This is a genomic window from Bacillus sp. K2I17, from assembly GCF_002209985.1.
Classification (GTDB): domain Bacteria; phylum Bacillota; class Bacilli; order Bacillales; family Bacillaceae_G; genus Bacillus_A; species Bacillus_A wiedmannii.
The window spans coordinates 53,763-76,754 of record NZ_NJGF01000012.1; the positions used below are offsets into that span (position 1 = coordinate 53,763).

Here is a 22,992-nt window from a genome sequence, read left to right on the forward strand (position 1 = left end):
TTAAATTATCGCCGATATAATTTCATGTACGGATTTCAGCTTCCAAAAGATAAAATCCTCATGTTACGTTATTCCATTTAATTAAACAAAATATGGAGAAAAACAATCATTTTTACTATATTTTGTTATAAATTTGAATAATATTAATTAATACCATCCATTATAAGAGATTTTAGTTGAATACCTACAATATGATGTGTAAAATCTAAGCAAGTAGCAGTACAAATAAATATTCGAGGTGAATACATGCTAGATTTTAAGCAGTTAGATGCTTGTTTGAAAGACAAGAGATTTATAGATGGATTACAGGAAATAAATAATGAAATTTCATATATAAAAGAAAAGAATACTTTATCTTATTTGAAGAGTTGGCTTGCTAGTGTTCCTTCACATAAGGAGTTTGACATATTAATACGTCTTACTGATGAAGGGCTTATGCACCAATACAGTTCATTCCTCATTCGCTACGCCTACAAAAAATTCCCAAATATGAGAACGCTCTCTTTATATTGTGATGAGTTAATTGATGAGCGGAAAATACTTGAAGTAGAACAGTTGTTAAAAGACTCATTAGAAGAGGTAAGTAAAGAAGAAATAGAAGCTGATCTTTTAGCGAAAACATATTTTACATTAGTACGATGTTTGTTGGAAATGAAACGAAATGAAGAAGCCCTAATCTATATGCAAAAGGCAGAGGAGTACAGTTCACGTGCCGTATTTGATAAATGGGGCTACGTCTATATGCATACAGGTGAATGGGAGAAAGCAGAAGAACAATTTATAGCCGGCATGCAGCATAAAGATTGTGAAGAGCTATCTACCTATTTATTATCACAATTATATGCGAATCAAGGAGAACAAAAACGTGCATTACAGCTAATTGATGATGCGATTGTAAAGTTCCCGCAAGTACCATATTTTCATTTTGAAAAGGTAAAATATTTATTAGATTTAAGGAAGTATGAAGAAATGTTAGCGGTAATAGATAACATAAATAATCAGCTTCCTTATCATGCGTATAAAGCTTACTTTGTACATTTACGTGCAGAAGCGCTTTACAAAATGAATAAACTTGTAGATTTACAACAGTTATTAAAAGAAGAAAAAAGTTTAAAAGAGTCTTTATATCATAATTTAGAAAAAAATCCAGATGGAAAAAAGGTGCATTTACCGATAGTTCCTATTGTACAAAAGGATAATTATTGTGTTCCGACAAGTTTAGAAATGATGTTGCAGTTATGGGGAGAAAAACGTACACAAGATGAAATAGCAGAGTTTATTTTTGATATGACAGGGTCAAAGTTTTCAGATACTGTTTCTTATTTAGAAGAATTAGGTTATGAATATCGTTATTTTAAAGGGAATGAGGAAAATTATAAGAGGCTGCTGGATGAAGGGATTCCTGTTTTATTAAGTATAGATATTGAGCATGCTTCACATGTACAAGTGCTATCTGGATATGATGATACGTTACAAGCTTTTTATGTTCAAGATCCGAACTTTATAGAACCAGTTATTGTGGAATATAGTAAGTTACAAGAAAAATATCGTTACACAGGTTGTTTAGCGATTACGTTTGTTCCGAAAGAAAAGAAGGAGCAGTTAGCATTTTTAAATGAAGAAGAAAATCATTATTTTAAATCTATTTTTTCTCTTACGGATCATTTAGATGAACATGATAAAGAGGGGATTCATAACTTAGTACAATTTTTAAAAGAGACGAGTGATAATCCGAATACGTGGTTATATACAGTTAAGCATTTAGATGTTGAAGTAGATAATGAGTTTATTATATGTTGTATTGAAAAGTTAATGGAGAAGTTTCCGAACTCAGATTTTGTTAAATTGCATGGTGCGCAGTGCTTTATTCGCCTTCAAGAATTAGAAAAAGCCGGGCAAATGCTGACAAGTGTTGAGAAGAAAAATAATCGTGCTTTATATCATTTAATAAACGGAAGATATGCTTTTGAACAGGAAAGTTATATAGAAGCGATTTCAAGTTTTCGTTCATCATTACAATTAGACGCAGATCAGCCGATTGCTTGGAGTTTTCTCGCTCTATCATACATGTATATCGATCAATCTGAAAAGGCGTTGCAGTTTTCTCAAGTTGCTTTAGAACGTAGTCCAGAAAGATTCACTTTAACGAATCACGGATTAATATTAATAGATTTAGAAAGATATGAAGAAGCGTATGAAATTTTTAATGACCTATTAAGAGAGAATAAAAATGAGGCACATGTATGGTATGAGCGCGCGAGATGTGCGCATCATTTAGGGAAATTACATTTAGCGATAAAAGGGCTTAAAGTAGCGATTTATTTGGATAGTAATGCACCTTACATCTATACGAAACTTTCGGAAATATACGAGTCTGATTTGAAGGATGAGGAAAGTACGAAAGAAATTTTATTAAAAGGTATTGAGAATTGTGACGATAAGGCACCTCTATACGTAAAACTCGGTGACTATCATTTTCAAAATGATAGTCTGGAAGAAGCAGAAACATTGTATAATCGTGCTTTAGAAGAAAATCATGATGATGTTTATTCTCACTTTGGACTTACGCAAGTTTATATGGCGAAAGAACAATACAAGGAAGCGAAACAATATATTCTCGGTATTGAAAAACAAATTGAAAAGAGCCAAGATTTTCTTATGAATGCGGGAATGGTTCTATGGGATGCTGAGGTTGAACTTGGTGGAAATGAAGAAGGGTTTAAAGTAGCTTTGTCTAAGTTAGAGAGTGGTATAAAGCAGAGTGAATATAATGTGGCAAGTGCGTTAGATGAATATGTGAATCGAATTAAAGGAACGGTATTTGTACAAAGAGGTATAGCATTCTTAAGAACGTTACACAAAGAAAGAAAAGAAATAAGCGAATACGGTTGTTATACAGGTATTTTATATGAATCTATTGGGCAGTACGGCCAAGCGATGAAAAGGTATAATAAGGCGATAGAACAAAAGGAAACGGCATTACCGTATTACCGAATTGGTGAAATACTTATGGCATTAGGGCAATTGACGGAAGCAAAACAAGCGTATGAAACATGTTTAGAGCTTGATGAGAATTTCGTAGGTGTGCATTTACAGCTTGCAGAAATATATGAAAAAGAAGAAAATCGTTCTAAAGAACAAAGTCATATGGTTCAGGCTATGAAAGAAGAGCCGATGCATATTAATATGGAATATTTGGCACAGCTTTCAGTAGAAATGAGTCTTCAGGAAGAGTTACTGACAGAACTAGAACAATTAGCGGACGAAGCACCTGAAATATGGCGATTAGATGCGATTGCATATGTGTATGGAGCGATGGATGAAATAGATAAAGAACAAGCACAGATTGAAGAGGCACTTCAATTAGATAGTGAGCATATAGAAGTTCTATATCATTATGCCAAAGTGTTAGTGAAAAAAAGAAATGCAAAAGCAATTGAAATTGCAATGAAAGTTATACAAAAAGATGCAAATAATGAACGAATATTTGATGTGTATGTAAAAGCGATAGAACAACATAAGAAATTGTCTAACATACGAGAGTTTCTTCATACATTAAAGGTGAAGAAGGCAGAAAGAAGTATGGCATTTATGTATGCTGCATCTGCGGTGACGGAAAGATGGATAGAACGTCAACAAAATGAACAGCCGAAAAAATCCATAATTACGAGAGCTTTTTATCGTATGAAAAACCGTGCGAAAGAAATTTCGATTATTACTACAATCATTGATTTGTATGAAATTTCGTTAAAGTTAAATCAAAAAAATAGTATGGCAGCGCAGCGATTTTCACTATTTTACGAGAATGTGGCGATGTATAAAGAGGCGATAGATGTATTGCAAACATCGTTAGAAAATAAATGGGATTACGATATAGCGAAGCAACTTGTAAATCTTTTCATGGCGTGTGAGGAAGAAGATATGTTACGGGATGCTTCAGAATTAACGAAGCAAATGGTTCGAGAGTTACCAGATGATTATGATACGCTTCTTTTACAAGCACAAGTATTCTTTAAAATAGGAGAAGAAAGAAAAGCAGAAAAGATTACCTTACAATTAACGGAGCAAACACCGTTTGTAAGTAGAGCGTTTCTTGCTTTAGGAGAAATGTATCAAAGTCAAGAAAGGTTTGAAGAGGCAATTCATGTATTAGAAAATGCTTCTATACACCATCCAAATGAAGCAGCAATTCTTCTTTCTTTAGCATCTTCGTATCATGGTGCCGGACAAACACTAAAGGCAGAAAAAATAACAAATGATGTATTAACAATAGATGCGAGTGATTTGTTAGCAAGATACGATCGCGCTTGTTATTTAGCACAGTTAAATAGAATTGAAGAGGCGAAGCAAGAGCTTGAAATTGTTCTTCGTGAGGATGAATCAGGATTCTTTGCTGAGCTTATTGAAGAAGATGAAGATTTAGCTGGAATACAAGAATTTAAGAAATAATTGTATAGGAATTGTGAAAAAAGGGTATAATTAAATATATATTTAGAATTAGTTGACAATTCATTGCCCAATGGCATAAAATAGCTTTTAATAAAGTATACAAATCTGAAGACGAGAACGAGTAAAATAATGAATTGTTCCCCAGAGAGCCGGTGTATAGCTGAAAGCCGGTGTGCAGACGTTATTTGAAAATCATCTCCGAGGAGCCGAGGCTGAAATAAGTAAGCCCGGACGGATGTCTACCGTTACAAAGAACACGTATGATAGTACGTTGCTAAGTGCTATTAGCGAAGAGCTAATAGAATTAGGGTGGTAACGCGGTTAAACCCGTCCCTACTTCATGGGGACGGGTTTTTTGTGTGCTTTAAAATATTCAAAAGGAGTGATTGTAGATGAAGAAAGTAGATGTAAAAGAGTCAGCTGTAGGGAGAGAAACACGTATTCGTAAGCAGTGGAACGAGCAAAGTATTTTCGAGCAATCAATTCAGAATCGAGAAGGCGCACAGTCTTTCGTATTTTATGAAGGACCACCAACGGCGAACGGTTTACCACACGTCGGACATGCACTTGGACGGACAATTAAAGATGTAGTAGCGAGATATAAAACGATGGCTGGTTATAAAGTGCTACGAAAAGCGGGATGGGATACACACGGTTTACCTGTAGAATTAGGTGTTGAGAAGCAACTCGGTATTTCTGGTAAACATGAAATTGAAGAGTATGGAATTGAGCCATTTATTCAGAAGTGTAAAGAGAGTGTATTCACATATGAGAAGCAGTGGCGTGAATTCACTGAAAGCATCGGTTATTGGGTAGATATGGATGATCCATACGTTACGCTAGAGAATCCATATATCGAAAGTGTATGGCATATTTTAGGGACGATTCATGAAAAAGGATTATTGTACAAAGGGCATAGAGTCTCACCATACTGCCCAAGTTGTCAAACTTCACTAAGTTCACATGAGGTTGCACAAGGGTATAAAACAGTAAAAGACTTAAGTGCAACAGTTAAGTTTCAAGTGAAAGATAGTGAAAATGAATATTTCCTAGGGTGGACAACAACACCTTGGACACTTCCAGCAAATGTTGCGCTCGCTGTACATCCAAATATGGAATACGTGAAAGCGAAACAAGAAGGTCAAGTATACATTGTTGCGAAAGAACGTGTACAAGATGTATTAAAAGAAGACTATGAAGTATTATCTGTTCATAAAGGTGAAGAATTAGTAAACACATCTTATATGCCGCCATTTCCAATGAAAGAAGTTACAAATGGCTATCACGTTATCGCAGCAGATTTTGTCACGGCAGATAGTGGTACAGGACTCGTTCATATCGCTCCAGCATATGGGGAGGACGATTATAGAGTCGTTCAAAGTGAAGGATTGTCATTCTTGCATGTTGTAGATGAGAAAGGTGAGTATACAGAAGCAGTACCATTTTTGAAAGGGAAATTTGTAAAAGATTGTGACGTGGATATTGTTCGTCATTTAGCGAAGGAAGGCTTACTATATCATAAAGAAAAGTATGAACATAGCTACCCACATTGCTGGCGTTGTGATTCACCACTTCTTTATTATGCAGGAGAGAGTTGGTTAATCCGAACAACTGCAATTAAAGATACATTTTTGCAAAATAACGATTCTGTTACTTGGTATCCAGACCATATGAAACATGGACGCTTTGGTAAGTTTTTAGAAAATATGGTGGACTGGAATATTAGCCGAAATAGATATTGGGGAACACCATTAAACGTATGGGAATGTGAAAGTTGCGATCATCAATTCGCACCGAAAAGCATTGCTGATTTAAGAAAGCATAGTACAAAAGAAACACCGGAAGATTTGGAATTGCATAAGCCATATGTAGATGAAGTGCAAGTTTGCTGTGAAAAATGCGGAAGTACAATGAATCGTACACCAGAAGTAATTGATGTTTGGTTTGATAGTGGTTCCATGCCATTTGCGCAATATCATTATCCATTTGAAAATAAAGAGTTATTTGAAGAACAGTTTCCAGCGGATGTTATTGCAGAAGGCATTGATCAAACACGTGGATGGTTTTATAGTTTATTAGCAGTATCAGCACTATATACAGGAAAAGTGCCTTATAAACGAGTGTTATCACTAGGGCATGTATTAGACGAAGAAGGACAGAAAATGTCTAAAAGTAAAGGGAATGCACTAGATCCAGTTGATTTAGTAAATCAGTTTGGTGCAGATGCATTAAGATGGGCGCTACTCGTTGACAGTGCTCCGTGGAATGCGAAACGTTTCTCGGAAAGAACAGTACTGGAAGCAAAGTCTAAATTTGTAGATACATTAGTCAATGTGTATAGCTTCTACGTTTTATATGCAAATTTAGATGAGTATAATCCGAAAGAAACGTATGACGCAAAGCGGACGAAATTGGATGAATGGGTATTATCAAGATTGCATAGCACAACGAAAAAAGTGAGAACAGCACTTGATGATTATCAATTTACGAATGCAGCTCGTGAAATCGCGGCGCTTGTAGATGAAGTAAGTAACTGGTATGTAAGACGATCACGTAATCGTTTCTGGGAATCTGGTATGAATGCTGAAAAAGCAGCTGCGTATGAGACACTTCATGAAGTGCTTGTGACAATTAGTAAATTAATTGCACCATTTACACCGTTTGTCGCTGAAGATATTCATTTAAATTTAACTGGAAGTAGCGTTCATTTAGAGGATTATCCAGTTGTAAATGAATCACTACTTCAGCCGAAACTAGAAGCGGAAATGGATGCTGTTTTACAAGTTGTTGAACTAGGAAGAAGTAACCGTAATCAACATTCTTTAAAAGTAAAACAGCCGTTAGCGGAACTTGTATTACTAGCGCATAATGAAAATGATATGGATTGGGAATCTTATCGTGATATCGTCATGGATGAGCTAAATGTCAAAGCGTTTCATGTTGAACTCGATGAAACGAAATATACGTCCTATCAATTAAAGCTGAATTTTAAAACAGCTGGGCCGAAGTTTGGTAAAAATGTGAATGCAATAAATGGATGGTTAAAACAATTATCAAAAGAAGAAGTACAACACTTTGTATCTACAGAAAGAGCAGTTTACGAAACTGCACCAGGAGAAGAAGTAGTTGTAACGGCTGAAGATGTAGTAGTAGAGAAAGTTGCGAAATCAGGGTTCTCTAATACGACTAACGGACAATATACAGTTATGTTAGATACGAATGTAACAGAAGAGTTGTTACAAGAAGGAGTGGCGCGTGAATTTATTCGAGCGGTTCAAGAATATCGTAAGCAGTTAAATTTACCGGTTAATTTACGAGTAGATGTTATTCTTGATACAGAGGAAGAGCTACAACGAACATTAACGAACCATAAAGATTTATTGGAAGAAAATTTACTCGTTAAGCAATTTACATTTGATCACTTAACGAATGAAGACGATGAACTATCTTTAGGTGAAGCGAAAGTTCGAATTAAATTAAGCGCGGCTCATTAAAGAAAAAAGGAAGTTGGAATCATTCCAACTTCCTTTTTGTATGATGGAAATTTATCCGGCTAACTTCCTCATAATCCGTTCGATAGGTCCTCTAGTAAATGTCTTTCTTCATAGCACACTAAATAAAATACTGTAGAAATATATTTCTACAGTATTTTTCTCATTTTATACATAAATATTGAGAAAATTTCACTCAACCTAAATGGAAAGGTAATAGAATTGTTTATAGAGAATTACTCGTAGATTCAATTTTTATCCCCCCATTTTGTGGGGAATGATTGCCTAGTGGTAATGGGATAAGGTTGAGCTACTTTATTAGGGGGAGTGGTTCTATGTTTAATAAAAAAATGGTGGCAATGGCAATGACTGTGCCGTTAGTAATGGGGACGATTTCTACGGTTTCGGCATTGGAAAAACAGCAGCAAGTAAAGCTAGAAGCTTATTCGCCGCAGAAAAAAGCAACTGAATATTTAAAAGAAAATGCTGCGCAGTATGGATTAAAAACAGACCTTTCAGACTTGCAATATATTTCTACAACAGAAACGTCAGTAGCTTCATATGTTAGGTTCCAGCAAGTTGTTAATGGTGCACCTGTATTTTCAAAACAAATTACAGTTACTCTTAACGGAGAGGGAAAGGGCGTACTTGCTGTTTCTGATTATCAATCCGTCAAAGGTGTGAAGGAAGTAACGACAAAAATTAGTGAAAAAGATGCAATACAAAAATCAATGGCGTATGTTGGAGAAGCAAGTGAGCAAAACTTATGGGCTCCTACAGAGAAAGAATTTGGATATATTGTTGAAGAGGGAATTGCTCGTCCAGTATATAAAGTGGTAGTCCATTCTAATAATCCATTTGGTGCATGGGAAACATTTATTGATGCGGAAAATGGGAAGTTAATTAAAAAGGTTGATATAAACCGAAAAGCTGAAGGGACAGGAAAAGTATTTTTACCTAACCCAGTCGTATCTAGCGGTAGTAAAGTAGGCTTAAAAGATAATAACGATGCAGATTCAACAGCGTTAACGAATCAATTGAAGACTGTTACGTTAAAAGGTTTAGATGGGACAGGATTTTTAATTGGAGAGTATGTAACGATTTCTTCAAAAGCAAAAACAAAATCTACAAATTTACAATTTAACTATACACGTGCAAATGATAGCTTTGAAGATGTTATGTCGTATTATCATATCGATACATTACAGCGTTACATTCAAGGGTTAGGATTTAAAAATATTAATAATCGCTCTATTAAAGTGAATGTGAATGGAACGACGGCTGATAACTCATTTTATTCTCCGACAACGAAAGCTTTAACTTTTGGTACTGGCGGAGTAGATGATGCAGAAGATGCTGGTATTATCGCACATGAATACGGGCATTCAATTCAAGATAACCAAGTGCCTGGCTTTGGTAGTTCTGCAGAAGGCGGAGCGATGGGAGAAGGATTTGGTGACTTCTTAGGTGCTACGTATGAAGATGCAGTATCGACAACAGGCTACGGAAAAGCATGTGTTGGAGAATGGGATGCGACAGCTTATTCTAGTTCAGATCCGACGTGCTTGCGCCGATTAGATACGAATAAAGTGTATCCGAAAGATGTTACAAATGAGGTACATGATGATGGGGAAATTTGGGCACAAGGTCAATATGAGATGGCACAAGCTTTTGGACGTGATGTAGCAACGAAAATTATTTTACAATCACACTGGTCATTAACACCAAACTCTAAATTCAGTGATGGAGCAAAAGCGATTAAGCAAGCGGATGCTCTTTTATATGGCGGACAACATGCTGCTGATATCGATCGTATTTGGGCAGCAAGAGGAATTAGTACGAATTAATATAAAAAGTCGTGGCGTTTATAAGCCACGACTTTTTAATTTGCTTAAGAACTGGTACTAGTAAAGTAAGCTATATGAATGCTAATGTAAATTCATCCGCATTCTAGTTGTTTTTTTCGTCTTTAAAAACAAAATGCTCTTTAAATTTTCTAGACTCAACTTTTTGACCGTTTCTCATGGAGCGGAAAGGGTGTTCTTGCCAAGTAATGATTACATCAACTTCATCTGCTTTTGTAGCAACTGGAAAATTAGCATGTTCAAATCTAGTTTTTCCACTTGCTAAGCGACTTTCCTTTCGTGAGAAAAGTTCATATTTCGTTTTCGTTTTTGGCTCGTTGCGGAATACTTCGACTTGTACGTTATATACTTCACTGTTACCAACATTTTTTACTGAAAATTGATATGTTTTAAATTCATCTTCTTTAGCTTGAAGCATATTGTTACCTATGTTCTTCGGTTCATCAATATTCACTTTCCATTGATCAGAGTTTTGGGAGATTGGTAAAGATTTTGGTGAATAGGCGTATGTTTCATTCACTGCAATTAGGCATAACAAAAGAAGAAAGAAACTAATCGCTTTTTTCATATAAACACCTCGCTATAAAATTTTTATCCCGCTATTTGCCGGGCAGTAAGACCCTCCACCTCAAAATTCAGGGAAAGCAAAGAAGTTAGGTGGGGGGCGGGCTTACCGTAAAAGCCCGATTGGTGAGGGCTGATAATCAGTGGGGAGGAACAAAATCCCCACTGATTAAAGTTTCACTTTATCAATATGCGTAAATAAAACGGAAATTATGTAATAAAATGGAAAGGGTGATACTTTGATTCAAATGAATTTGAAAAAACTTGAAGAGGTAGTAGGCGGTGAAGGGTTACAAGAATCGTTTCATCACATAGAGATACATGGTGTCTGCATAGATTCCAAAAGCATTAAAGAAGGAAATGTATTTGTTCCAATCATTAGGGTGAAAGATGGACATGATTATGTGAAAGAGGCATTCGATAATGGAGCTGTCGCTTCCTTATGGAAAAAGTCTTACAGCACTCCGCCAAAAGGGATGCCAATTATATTTGTAGATGACACTTTGTTTGCTTTGCAACAATTGGCACAATTTTATCGGAAAGAGCTAAATGTAAAAGTAATTGGAATTACAGGTAGTAATGGCAAGACAACGGTAAAAGATATAATAAGCACGATTGTAAGTACAACTCGTCGTGTGCATAAAACAAAGGGAAACTTTAATAGTCAAATCGGTTTACCATTAACTATTTTAGAAATGAAACGAGATACAGAGTTTTTAATTCTTGAAATGGGGATGAGTGAAAAAGGACAAATTCGAAACTTATCAATAATAGCACAGCCAGATGTAGTGATCATTACAATGATTGGTCATTCTCACTTAGAGACGCTTGGATCAAAAGAAGAAATTGCGAAGGCTAAATTAGAAATTATTGATGGATTAAAAGATGAAGGATTATGTTTGTATAATGGTGATGAGCCATTGCTTTTGAAAAATAAGAATTTATCGAGTATAACTTGTAAGGCATTTGGTGAAAAGTATACAAATGATTTGTTTCCAACAAACGTGCAATTAGATGAATATGGTGTTCATTTTAAATTAAATGATTCAAAAATACAGTACGATGTTCCCTTGCATGGAAAACATAATATTTTAAATGCGATTGTTGGAATCGCCGTAGGTCAATTTTATAATGTCCCCACAGAAAAAATACAGAAAGCATTGCGACAAGTAAATATTACTCATATGCGCTTTCAATTTTTAACTGCTAAAACAGGTTTTACAATTATTAACGATGCATGGAATGCCAGTCCCTCTTCAATGAAGGCCGCAATTGAAACGTTACAGACATTAAATGCCTATAAGAAAAAAATGATAGTAATTGGAGATATGTTGGAGTTAGGGAAGAATGCTGAAACATATCATAGAGAAATTGGTAAAATGTTAAATCAAGAGAGCATTCAATATGTATTCACTTATGGAGAGTTAGCTGAAATTGTAGCGGAAGAAGCGAGAAAGAAATATGATATAGGAAAAGTACAGTCATTTAATAGTAAAGCCAAGATAGCAGAGGAAGTATTAAAAGTTATAACGAAAAAGGATATCATATTATTGAAAGGCTCACGTGGAATGGCTTTAGAGGAGATTGTACAAAATTGGATATGAAAGATCAAAATATATTTAAAAAGGCTTGCGTTTTATAAAACAAAGAGATAGAATACTCTGTAAATATAAAAAGTGAGGATCAGGAAAAGTACATGATGCAAAGGTCTACAGAGAGCAATCGGTTGCTGAGAAGATTGCGATACCGCATGATGGAAAGACACCTGTGAGTGTTGCTTTGAACGTGATAATTAGTAAAAGCAAACGGTACCTACCGTTATCAGGGCTAAGATGGTCATTATGACAATTTGGGTGGTACCGCGGAAAAATCCGTCCCTATTTATAGGGGCGGATTTTTGTATTCTTTGAAAGGAGGTGAGTGACCGTGGATGATGACGATGACAACAACAATAACGTAAATAAATATAAAATTACTGGAGGGAAATGTAATGAAGCGTTCACTCACAAAAGAATGTACGGAGCAAGGCGGCAAGGTTGTATTACTTCAAGGATGGGTAAAAAAAATTCGTCATCTAGGTAATATTAGTTTTTTATTAATAAGGGATCGATCAGGAGTTATGCAATGTGTACTAGAAAATGAGTTAGCTGGATATAAGGTAGATGTGGAAAGTGTCGTTCAAGTAGTAGGTCAAATAGTAGAGACTTCGAAAACAGAATTAGGAGTTGAAGTGCTCGCTCACGACGTGAAAATATTAAATCGCGCAGAACCACTTCCGTTTGAAATAAATAAAAAGAAATTGCAAGTTGGCTTAGATCAACTTCTAAATGAGAGAGTATTATCATTAAGACATGAGCGAACCGCCGCGATATTTAAAGTAAAATCTACGCTCGTTCAGAGCTTTAGTGAATTTCTTATAGAGAACGATTTCACACGTGTATTTACTCCGAAAATTGTTTCACAAGGGGCAGAAGGAGGAGCAAATGTTTTTAAGCTTCCATACTTTCAAAAAGAAGCTTATTTAGCACAATCACCTCAGTTTTATAAACAAATGATGGTAGCTGGAGGATTAGAACGTGTTTTTGAAGTTGCACCTGTTTACAGAGCGGAGCATCATAATTCTTCCCGTCATTTGAATGAATATATATCGTTAGACGTAGAACTTGGATTTATTCATGATTTTTATGAAGTGATGCAACTAGAAACGGATGTTTTACGATATATGTTTCAACAAGTAGCAAAAAACTGTGAAAAAGAACTAAAACTATTACAAATAGAAGTACCTGTTATTACAGAAATACCGAAAATTACATTGTTACAAGCGCAAGAAATTTTGAAAAGTAAGTACCAGAAAGAATCGCCAATTGGGGATTTAGATACAGAAGGTGAGAAGCTATTAGGGAAATATGTGAAGGAAACATATAAGAGTGAGTTTGTTTTCATTACACATTATCCGAAAGAAGCTAGGCCGATGTATACGATGCCAAATAAAGAGAATCCATCTATTACTGATTCGTTCGACTTACTATATAAAGGACTAGAAATAACTTCAGGGGCGCAGCGAATTCATGATTACGAAATGTTACTCACTTCTTTTAAAGAAAAAGGATTACATCCAGATACGTTTCAATCTTATTTAAATACATTCCGATATGGTTGTCCCTCGCACGGTGGCTTTGGAATTGGATTAGAGAGAGTTGTATACAAACTATTGGAATTAACAAATGTACGAGAGGCGAGTGCTTTTCCGAGAGATTGTACGCGTCTTATACCGTAAGAATAACCCCCTTCTATAGTGTAGAAGGGGGTTATTCCTTTCAACACATGTTAAAAGGAATAATTTTTTGTGTGAAAATATGTAAATTATATTAAGAACATTTTATAATGAATTGAGAAAAAGAAAATTCATAAGTTATAATGAAATATGAATATAAAAAAAGTTCATATAATAATGTATGGAAGGGTATGAAACATGTTATATCAAACTCAAGCAACACAACAAACACCAGCTTATATAATTTATCTTCTTGATGTAAGCGCATCAATGAACCAAATGATGGATGCAGGCGGAGAAGAAAAAAGAAGAATTGATATTGTAACGGATGCTCTTTCTTTAGCGATTCGCCAAATGGTATTTCGTTCAACAAAAGGTAGTCGCTTGCTTCCAAGGTATAAGTTATCTATTTTAGCCTATAGCGATCATGTTTTTGATTTATTGGGTGGTGTGAAAACAATAGACGAGGTAGCAAGACTGCGTCCATTAGAAAAAATTCAAACGCATCGTTTAACTGATACAGCAAAAGCTTTCTCTGTAGTGGAGAAGTTATTGCAAAAGGAATTACCAAATTTACAAGATGGACCAGCTCCTGTTGTTTGTCATATGACAGATGGGGCATCAACTGGTGAAGATCCAGAATTAATTGTACGAAGAATTATGAATATGTCTGTACCTGATGGAAACGTACTAATTGAAAATATTTTTATTTCAGATGAAATTATGCAAGAACAAATTTCTAATATAAAGAAGTGGGAAGGGATTATGCCAAATACAGAGATTACAGATGAATATGGTGCAAAGTTGCAAAGACTTTCATCGCCTATACCTCAAAGCTATCGTGAGATGATGACGGAACATGGGTTTCATATTGCAGATGGTGCTGTGATGATGTTTCCTGGGACAAATGCGGACTTAGTATCACTTGGATTTCAAATGTCTGCTGCAACGCCGGTTCGATAGGAGGGGGGAGTAAGGTGAAATATACCCTATCGCAAAAGGAAGAAACGGTATTGCAAGAAAAGGAAACGAAACATTTTACTTATAGATATAGTTATGTAAGAGCAAAAGAAACGCAGGATTTAAACGAGAGTGGACAAGACTTTCTAGTATTTCTAGATAATGGAACTAGTTTCGTATTTGCCTTATGTGATGGTGTAGGGCTATCTTTTCATGGTGAAATTGCTGCGAAATTTCTTGGTATGAAGTTAGTAAACTTATTTGAAACATGTCAAGAAAATGGAATGAACATTACCACATTATTAAATGAACAGTTAAATAATTGGATAGAAGAAGCTTCAGAGGAAGTAAGTGCATTTCGCTTGCCAGAAGAAACACCGTGGTTACTACGCGATGTTTTGGAAGAAAAGCGAAAAAAAGGTAGTGAAGCAATGTTTATTGGCGGGAAAATAGAACGCATTCCAAATCAAGATAAAGTACAAATAACGATAGTTACACATGGTGATTCATTTGTACAATTGTTTCAAGATAAGGAGAATTGTTCGAATGTAATGAAGTTTGAGAGAAATATAGAGAAGAGATGGTCTACACAGAGAGGCGTTATTGGTGGGGAATTGGCGGTTTTTTCAAAGACATTGTCTAGACAAGAAGTTAATCGGCTAGTTATTCATTCAGACGGACTTCTTTCGCTTAAGCAGTATAACTTTGAGGAAGTGCTAAAAGAAATTGAGAGGGCGCAGAACTCTCCGACAAGCGATGATATTTCATTTTTAGATGTTTCTTGGTAACAAACATGATGGAAAAAAGGTGAATAAACGTGGAAGAGATTATTGTGACATACATAAAACAGTCAAATGAAGAAATTGATATTGCAATTCCAAATGACGTAAAAGTGGTGCAAATTATTGAAGCGATTTTACATCATGAAAAAATAGATGAAGCATTAAGCGGGATCTATGAAATTAGAGTGGCAAAAGATAAAGAAGAGTGGCATTCTATTCGAAATGATGAAACGTTGCGCGATAATGATGTGTGGGATGGACAATATGTAATGCTACATAAAAAAGGAGCAATTATCCCTTCTTTTGAAATGATGCCAGCAGAAGAAGTTTATAATGAACCTGTTAAACAAGATATGTCTTCTAGTGAAGAAGATTATGTATGGAAAATCATTGAGTAATAGTTTTGGGATGGGGAAGGAGAAATGTTTTGTGCAAAAATCACCGTATTTTCAACGCTCTCCGCGTGTGAAAGTAGATATACCGACAGGGGATGTTATTATTCATGATCCACCGAATATACCGGAGGAGCCGAAGTTTTCAATTGAAACAATGTTACTGCCTGCAATGATGACAGTTTTAACATTGGTATTATATTTTGTAATGATGAAATTTATGAAGATGAATTCAAGTTATATGCCATTAATGATGGTTTCAAGTATTCCGATGTTGGGATCATATATAATTACAACGATGGGGCATTTCCGTAAAAAGAAAGAACATCGTCAAATGGTTGAACAATTACAAACAAGATATTTAGAGCAAATTCAAAAGCATCGAGTGGAATTAGATACGTTAAAGGTTGAACAAGCAAAATATTTAATTACACAAAATCCAAGCCCATTAAAAAGTGTACAAAGAATTGAAAATCGGGAAAGTAATTTATGGGAGAGAACACCTGAAAGTCCAGACTTTTTAGATATTCGTATTGGTACAGGAGAAAGACCATTTCTTGTAGAATTGAAGGTGCCTGAACAGAAAGGTTATGAAGAAAATCCATTAGTTACAGAAGCGCAAAATGTGAAAAGGGATTTCAATACGATACCAAATGGACACATTTCTATTTCTTTGAAAAAAAACGATGTAATTGGTGTAGTTGGAAATAAAGAAGATAGACTAAACTTTATTCGAATTGTAACGACGCAAATTATGACGCATCATGCACCAAATGAAGTGAAAATAGCAGCATTTTATCATGAGAAAGAGAAAAAGCAGTGGGATTGGATGAGGTGGCTTCCTCACGTATGGGATGAACAGAGAAGTATGCGCTTTTTATCTGAAAATCAACAAGATGCACAGAAACTAGCTGAAGTACTATTTACCCCACTTAACATGCGTAGAATCTATAATTCTTCTACGCAAGCGGATGCAAAAGTTCCTTTGATTCCGATGTATATCTTTTTCTTATCCGCGAGAGAATTTTTAGAAGATGATCCTTTAACTCCAATGTTACTTAGAGAAGGTGAAAGTGTAGGAGCTTCTACATTTATTTTTGCGGAACAAAAGGAACGGTTACCGATGGAATGTGATCTTGTAATAAGTTTAAATGGAGAAAATGGTGAGTTAGTAGAAACGTTTTCAAGTTCAGCTGAAAATAGTGGGACAACGCGTGCTAGTTTTAAAGTAGATCGACTTTCATTCGAACGATGTGAACTAGGAGCGCGAAGCATTGCTCCAATTCGAATGAAAAGTTCTACAGCAGCCAACATTCCGAAAGTATTAACATTTTTAGACTTGTTTCAAGCTAAAAATATGGAAGAGTTACAAGTGCTAGAGAGATGGAAAGAAAATCGATACCCGACTTCATTGCCGGTTCCAATTGGTGTAAGAGAAGGAAGTAAACCTGTTTTTCTAAATATTCACGATAAAATAGAGAAAAAAGGGCATGGTCCGCACGGTCTAATGGCTGGTACAACTGGATCAGGAAAAAGTGAAGTAATTCAGTCTATAATAGCCGCGTTAGCGGCAACCTATCATCCTCATGAGATGGCATTTATGCTTATAGACTATAAAGGTGGTGGAATGTCAAACACATTTGCGGGATTACCGCATATTATTGCATCTATTACGAACTTAGAAGATCCAAACTTAATTGAGCGTGCCAGAATTTCATTAAAGGCAGAATTAGAGCGTAGACAAAAATTATTCATTCAGGCTGGAAATGTTCAGCATCTAGATGAATATTATGAAACAAGCTGGCGTGAAAAAGAACCTTTACCACATTTGTTTATTGTTATTGATGAGTTTGCTCAAATGAAAAAGGAACAACCAGAATTTATGGACGAGCTAATTAGTGTCGCTGCAATAGGAAGGACGTTAGGAGTTCACTTATTATTAGCAACTCAAAAACCTTCAGGGGTTGTAAATGATAAGATTTGGAGTAACTCGCGTTTTCGAATTTGTTTACGTGTACAAGATGATGCGGATAGTCGTGAAATGTTAAAGATTCCAGATGCATCAAAAATCAATGTACCAGGACGAGGGTATCTCCAAGTTGGTAGCAATGAAGTATTGGAATTATTCCAATCAGCATGGAGCGGAGCACCTTATAATCCAGATGAAGAGAAAGTTCTTGATATTGTTGATTTTACAGAAGTTAAGCTTTCGGGTGAAAGAATAAAAGTGAAAAAGCGTCCAAAACCAATGACAAATAGTCCAAAACAACTACAAGCTTTTATTCAATATGTACAGAGCGTATCAGAAAAAGAAAATATTAAAGCATTACCAGGACCTTGGCTGGATCCATTACCGGAAAAATTATTGTTAAAAGAATTTTATGCTATGGAAGATTGGACAATTGCTGAGTGGAATAAATCAAAAGAATATTTACAAGTAACAGTAGGATTAATTGATGATGTTGCAAATCAAGCTCAATTTCCTCTGAAGTTAGATTTACAAGAAGGGCATTTAAATATTTATGGTATGCCTGGTACAGGAAAAACGACGATGTTGCAAACAATTATTATGTCTCTAGCCGTATCTCATACACCAGCAGAAGTGAATTTCTATGTTATTGATTTTGGTCGAATGTTCTTAGATTTTAGAGATTTACCTCACATTGGCGGGATTATACAAGAAGGCGAAAATGAGAAAATGAAACGTCTATTCGGATTTTTAAAGAAGGAAATCACGATTAGAAAAGAGAGCTTTTCTAATATCGGTGCAAAATCATTCTCTATGTATAACCGAATGGTAGAAAAGAAAATACCAGCAATAGTAGTAATGGTAGATGGTTATATAAGATTCAAAAATGAATTCGAGAAAGAAAATGAAGTATTAGAATTATTATTGCGTGAATCAAGCACATACGGAGTATATTTCTATTTTTCTCTGAATCAAACAATAGATATGTTCGATCGTGTTCGTAATAATATACCGATGGCACTTACATTTGAATTGCAAGATGGAACAGAATATCATAACTTAGTTGGCAGACCTAAATTCCCATTAATTGAAGTTCCTGTTGGCCGTGGATTAATGAAAGGGCAACCGCCGGAATTATTCCAAGCAGCATTGCCGTTTATTGGGGAAAGTGAAATTGAGTACTCTCAACAATTAAAAACAATTATTCAAAAAATGAATGGAGAATGGAATGGTGAAAAAGCAAAAGCTATTCCAATGGTACCTAAAGAAATATTTGTAGAACATATGATTGAAAAATTAGAAAGAGCTCATATTTCAGCAGGTATAGAAACAGAGGATATTCGTTTGCAAAGTTTTTCTTTAGATGAAATGAGTCATATATTTATTGGGGGAAGAATAGAAGGTGGAAAAACATCGCTATTACAAACACTTCTATTCACTACTACATACCAATACTCTCCTGAAAAGGTTGAGCTATACTTAGTAGACCTTGGTGAAAGACCTACAGGCTTATTAGCTCTTGGAGATTTACCTCATGTGAAGAAGAAAGTTACAGATGGTATGCAATTAAAAGAAATGTTAGATGAATTGTTAGAGCTAATAAATAATAGAGAACCAATAATGCCTTCGATAGATCCAAACGCAACAGTGGAGATTTCATATAAGCGAATAATCATTGCGATTGATGATATCGATCAAATGTTAACTATATTATCTACTGATTATGAGGCGAAAAATAAAATGGAACTAATAGTCCAAAACTGTAAAAATAAAGGGATTCACTTTATGACAGCCGCTACTACGTCTAGCCTAAATAGCTATTCTCATGAAAAATGGTTTGCAGAAATTAGAAAGAGAAGTATTGGTTATTTATTGGGAACGACACAAAATAACGATGTGTATTTCTTTAATATGAAACTGCCACATACTGAAATGGATCAAGAATTATTAAGTGGGGATGGATATTGCATACGTAGAAAGCCAATCAAAATAAAATGTGCATATACACCATTACATTTACTTCGCACGATGACAGATAAAATTAGTGTGAAATGGTCAGAATTAAAAGTGAAATAATATTAAAATAGGGTTAAATTACTAGAAAATAGAATATTTTTGTAATTTAACTCTTTTAAAATTGTATGAATATAGTTTATAATCTAATTGTTGTATCATTTATGATTTGAAAGGGGAAATTATTACGATGGCAGAAATTAAAATCACACCAGAAGAACTTGAAAGAATCTCAGGAAATTTTAAAAACGCAGCAGGAGAAGCTCAAAGCCAAATTAATAGACTTGAGGGCGACATTAATAGTTTAGAAGGTCAATGGGCTGGGGCAACACAAGCGAAATTCCGTGGAGAATTTATTCAATCTAAACAAGCAATGCAACAATACATTCCAATTTTAGAGGGGATTTCTACAGATTTAAAACGTATTGCTGATAAATTCCGTAACACAGATAACGCATACTAAGAATAGAACAATCGCAAAAGACCGGGAGCTATTGTTCCTGGTCTTTTTTTGAAAAATTGCTATACGAGAGTAAGGGGATAAAATGGGATTCCGACCAGAAGTAGGAGAAAAAATTAACCTTAATAAAGATGTGTATCGTTTTGAGAAACACCCAGCTGTAATTGGTATTGAAATGCCCTATGGTCAAGAAGGAAGACAAGGAACAGTATATCAATTACAACTAGAAAATGGTGTGGACCGAATTGCATTAAAGGTTTTTAAGGAACGCTATCGTGAGGAAAAACATCAACTAGCATTTCTGAAACCACTTTCTTCTTTAGCGGGTCTGAAAGTATGTTCACGCTATATCGTTACTACAGAAGAACATACATCTGCTATCGAAAAATCAGAAGATCTTGCTAATAGTATTGTAATGCCTTGGATTGAAGGTCCAACTTGGGCTGATATTTTACAAGAACAACGAATGTTATCAAAAGAACAATGTTTCTTTATTGCAGAAGCATTTCTTACAACACTTAAAATGATGGAAGAAAATGAAGTTGCTCATAATGATTTATCGTCTAGCAACGTACTTGTACCTTTCTTAAGTGAAAATGCAATTGAAGGCCAACACAATATCGAACTTGTTGATGTTGAGCAAATGTATGGCTCAAAAACGAAAAGACCTTCATTATTGCCAGCAGGTTCAGCGGGTTACGCACCAAAGTATTTGACAAGTGGAGTATGGCAAAAAGAAGCCGATCGATTTGCTGGTGCTATTTTATTAGGAGAAATATTAAGTTGGTGTAGTGAAGAAGTTCGAAATAAAAAATGGACTGATGCAAGTTACTTTAAAACGGAAGAAATGCAGACAGAATGTGAAAGATATACGTTACTTCAGCAAGTATTACATAATCAATGGAACGGGGAAATTGCAAAATTATTTAAGCAGGCATGGAGTAGTAATTCTTTCGCAGAATGCCCACGCTTTGCACAGTGGTACGATGTATTTAATAGCGCGAGAGAAAGAATAAAAATTGATGCGGAAAGGCAGTCAACAGAAGAACACTCTCTTTTTGTATCAAAATGTTTGGAAATTGCAAGATTATTAGAAGAGAGAGGATTTAAACAAGCGGCATTATATGAATATAAAATAATTTTCAATTCACTCAATCCATCAACAGCTCTGCAAAAAGAACTCGCATATATCATTCAAACTATGGAGAGTCAAGAGCCTGAAATAAATAATAAAATGGTCCTACAACATTATTTGGAATTAGCTACTGAATTGGAACGAGAAAACAATGCAGCATTTGCTTGTTTCGTCTATTCACGAATCGTACAATTTCCAAACATTGATCAGGCGTTAAAACAGGAAATTGAAAGCATTATTAAAGAGATAGAAGAAGAGCAAGGAACAAAGGCACAGCAAGAAGTAGCAGCTACAATTACAGTGCCAACTAGCATTCTACAGAGCCGAAAACAAACAAAAAAACAAGTGGAATATGATATAGATGATGAAATTTTAAATGCAAAAGCATCGAATCAACCACTTACAGTAGCGCATGAACAAAGTGAACCATCACCTTTTTCTACATGGTGGAAAAAGAATAAAAAGCGGATTTTGATTATTGGTTCAACTGCAGTTGTTGTAATAGGTGGTTCGACGTTGTTTTATTTCTACACAACAAACGCTAAATATCAAAAGTTTATGGAACAAGCAAGACAAGCTTATGATGATAAAAAATATACAAAAGCAGAAGAAGCTGTTGGACAGGCAATTGCTGTGAAGGGGAAAGACGAGGCATATCTCCAATTAGCAACGATTTACGTTGCTGAAGGGAAAAATAAAATTGCAATCGATTATATTACAAAACTAATAAAAGATAGAGAAATCGATAAAGAAAATAATGAAGCTGCTTATCTATTAGCTTCAGCGAATTTCCGCATTGGAAAATATCAAGAAGCAGTGCAAAATTTTGAACAAGCGCTAGCGAATAATGCAAAAGGAATTGAACCATACAAAAAAGATGCAATGCGAGATTTAGCTGTAAGTCATATGAAAATGAAAGAATTTGAAAAAGCGGAAGATGTTATTGTCAAAATGAGTACGAAAACAAATGAAGATAAAGCAATTGTTTCGTATTTAAAAGGTCAATTATCAACCGCAACGGTACAGTTAGATAAAGCAGAATCTTTCTTTAAAGAAGCTATTATGCAAGATTCAAAGAATGCCATATATACAATTGAACTTTCAAATTTATATGTGCTTTGGAATAAAACAAATCTAATTGATAGTGCGAAGAAAGAAATGAATTATCAACAAGCATCTCACATTTTACAAGTAGCGATTCAAAAAGATATGAAAAATATTGAGTTGTTAAATCAACTAGGAATTGTGTATTACGAAGCGGGTCAATTTTATGAAACGCGAGATGGTGCAAAGAGTACTGCTGCATATCAGCAAGCGTTAGAAGCTTACAATAGAGTTGTCAGCAGTGGAACACGCGACATAAATACGCTTGTAAATATAGGGATTTTATACGATAAAGTGGGACAAGGGAATGAAGCAGAGAAGCTTTTCACAGAAGCATACGCACAAAACGATGAAAATCCACATGTGAATTTTGCATTCGGGATGTTTAAAATTAAACAGAAAAAATACGAGGAAGCAAGTCGTTTCTTAAGAAAAACAGTGCAAGCAAATGAAAATGAATCCGAAGTAAGAGCTGCGCAAGAAAAACTAACAGAAATGAAAGCAAACGGTTGGATTCAATAAAGATAGGAAAAG

Annotated in this window: 12 protein-coding genes and 2 other annotated features; of the genes, 11 read left to right on the forward strand and 1 reads right to left on the reverse strand. The window is 35.1% G+C overall.

What is annotated here, in order from left to right:
* Nucleotides 1-246 precede the first annotated feature (246 nt).
* The 3 genes from CER22_RS15820 to CER22_RS15830 all read left to right on the forward strand — a co-directional run bounded on the left by CER22_RS15820 (nucleotide 247) and on the right by CER22_RS15830 (nucleotide 9,787).
* Complete coding sequence (locus tag CER22_RS15820) at nucleotides 247-4,449, forward strand: bacteriocin-processing peptidase family protein (protein ID WP_088609110.1); 4,203 nt, start codon at nucleotides 247-249, stop codon at nucleotides 4,447-4,449.
* Between the two features lie 99 nt (nucleotides 4,450-4,548).
* Nucleotides 4,549-4,787 (forward strand) — a binding site (T-box leader).
* 54 nt (nucleotides 4,788-4,841) lie between these two features.
* Nucleotides 4,842-7,943, forward strand: a complete 3,102-nt coding sequence (gene ileS, locus CER22_RS15825) for an isoleucine--tRNA ligase (RefSeq protein ID WP_088609111.1) — start codon at nucleotides 4,842-4,844, stop codon at nucleotides 7,941-7,943.
* Between the two features lie 332 nt (nucleotides 7,944-8,275).
* Nucleotides 8,276-9,787 (forward strand): M36 family metallopeptidase, encoded by a 1,512-nt coding sequence (locus CER22_RS15830; protein WP_046959291.1) that lies wholly within the window; start codon nucleotides 8,276-8,278, stop codon nucleotides 9,785-9,787.
* A gap of 103 nt (nucleotides 9,788-9,890) precedes the next feature.
* Here CER22_RS15830 and CER22_RS15835 read toward each other — a convergent pair whose 3' ends face one another.
* Complete coding sequence (locus CER22_RS15835) at nucleotides 9,891-10,373, reverse strand: hypothetical protein (RefSeq protein ID WP_088609112.1); 483 nt, start codon at nucleotides 10,371-10,373, stop codon at nucleotides 9,891-9,893.
* 244 nt (nucleotides 10,374-10,617) lie between these two features.
* On the opposite strand from CER22_RS15835, the gene CER22_RS15840 reads away from it, so the two are divergent.
* From CER22_RS15840 to CER22_RS15880, 8 genes are all read left to right on the forward strand, one after another.
* Nucleotides 10,618-11,973, forward strand: a complete 1,356-nt coding sequence (locus CER22_RS15840) for a UDP-N-acetylmuramoyl-tripeptide--D-alanyl-D-alanine ligase (RefSeq protein WP_141542758.1) — start codon at nucleotides 10,618-10,620, stop codon at nucleotides 11,971-11,973.
* A gap of 66 nt (nucleotides 11,974-12,039) precedes the next feature.
* Nucleotides 12,040-12,251 (forward strand) — a binding site (T-box leader).
* A gap of 108 nt (nucleotides 12,252-12,359) precedes the next feature.
* Complete coding sequence (gene aspS, locus CER22_RS15850) at nucleotides 12,360-13,646, forward strand: aspartate--tRNA(Asn) ligase (protein ID WP_088609114.1); 1,287 nt, start codon at nucleotides 12,360-12,362, stop codon at nucleotides 13,644-13,646.
* Nucleotides 13,647-13,841: 195 nt separating this feature from the next.
* Nucleotides 13,842-14,606 (forward strand): vWA domain-containing protein, encoded by a 765-nt coding sequence (locus tag CER22_RS15855; RefSeq protein ID WP_044792564.1) that lies wholly within the window; start codon nucleotides 13,842-13,844, stop codon nucleotides 14,604-14,606.
* Nucleotides 14,607-14,620: 14 nt separating this feature from the next.
* Entirely contained in the window at nucleotides 14,621-15,391 is a 771-nt protein-coding gene (locus tag CER22_RS15860) for a hypothetical protein (RefSeq protein WP_088063231.1), read from the forward strand.
* Nucleotides 15,392-15,420: 29 nt separating this feature from the next.
* Nucleotides 15,421-15,783 (forward strand): EsaB/YukD family protein, encoded by a 363-nt coding sequence (locus CER22_RS15865; protein ID WP_000391141.1) that lies wholly within the window; start codon nucleotides 15,421-15,423, stop codon nucleotides 15,781-15,783.
* Between the two features lie 31 nt (nucleotides 15,784-15,814).
* Entirely contained in the window at nucleotides 15,815-19,822 is a 4,008-nt protein-coding gene (gene essC / locus CER22_RS15870; protein ID WP_142293490.1) for a type VII secretion protein EssC, read from the forward strand.
* Between the two features lie 127 nt (nucleotides 19,823-19,949).
* Nucleotides 19,950-20,222 carry a WXG100 family type VII secretion target gene (locus tag CER22_RS15875; protein WP_002141592.1) on the forward strand — a complete coding sequence of 91 codons (273 nt, stop codon included), beginning with the start codon at nucleotides 19,950-19,952 and terminating at the stop codon, nucleotides 20,220-20,222.
* An 82-nt stretch (nucleotides 20,223-20,304) separates the two neighbouring features.
* Complete coding sequence (locus CER22_RS15880; protein WP_088609115.1) at nucleotides 20,305-22,980, forward strand: tetratricopeptide repeat protein; 2,676 nt, start codon at nucleotides 20,305-20,307, stop codon at nucleotides 22,978-22,980.
* The last annotated feature ends 12 nt before the right edge of the window (nucleotides 22,981-22,992 follow it).

Bases quoted from the DNA above. Each gene is read 5' to 3' on its own strand.
- ileS (WP_088609111.1), top strand. From the start codon at position 4,842: ATGAAGAAAGTAGATGTAAAAGAGTCAGCTGTAGGGAGAGAAACACGT.
- CER22_RS15875 (WP_002141592.1), top strand. From the start codon at position 19,950: ATGGCAGAAATTAAAATCACACCAGAAGAACTTGAAAGAATCTCAGGA.
- CER22_RS15830 (WP_046959291.1), top strand. From the start codon at position 8,276: ATGTTTAATAAAAAAATGGTGGCAATGGCAATGACTGTGCCGTTAGTA.
- CER22_RS15880 (WP_088609115.1), top strand. From the start codon at position 20,305: ATGGGATTCCGACCAGAAGTAGGAGAAAAAATTAACCTTAATAAAGAT.
- CER22_RS15855 (WP_044792564.1), top strand. From the start codon at position 13,842: ATGTTATATCAAACTCAAGCAACACAACAAACACCAGCTTATATAATT.
- CER22_RS15840 (WP_141542758.1), top strand. From the start codon at position 10,618: ATGAATTTGAAAAAACTTGAAGAGGTAGTAGGCGGTGAAGGGTTACAA.
- CER22_RS15835 (WP_088609112.1), bottom strand. From the start codon at position 10,373: ATGAAAAAAGCGATTAGTTTCTTTCTTCTTTTGTTATGCCTAATTGCA.
- CER22_RS15820 (WP_088609110.1), top strand. From the start codon at position 247: ATGCTAGATTTTAAGCAGTTAGATGCTTGTTTGAAAGACAAGAGATTT.
- aspS (WP_088609114.1), top strand. From the start codon at position 12,360: ATGAAGCGTTCACTCACAAAAGAATGTACGGAGCAAGGCGGCAAGGTT.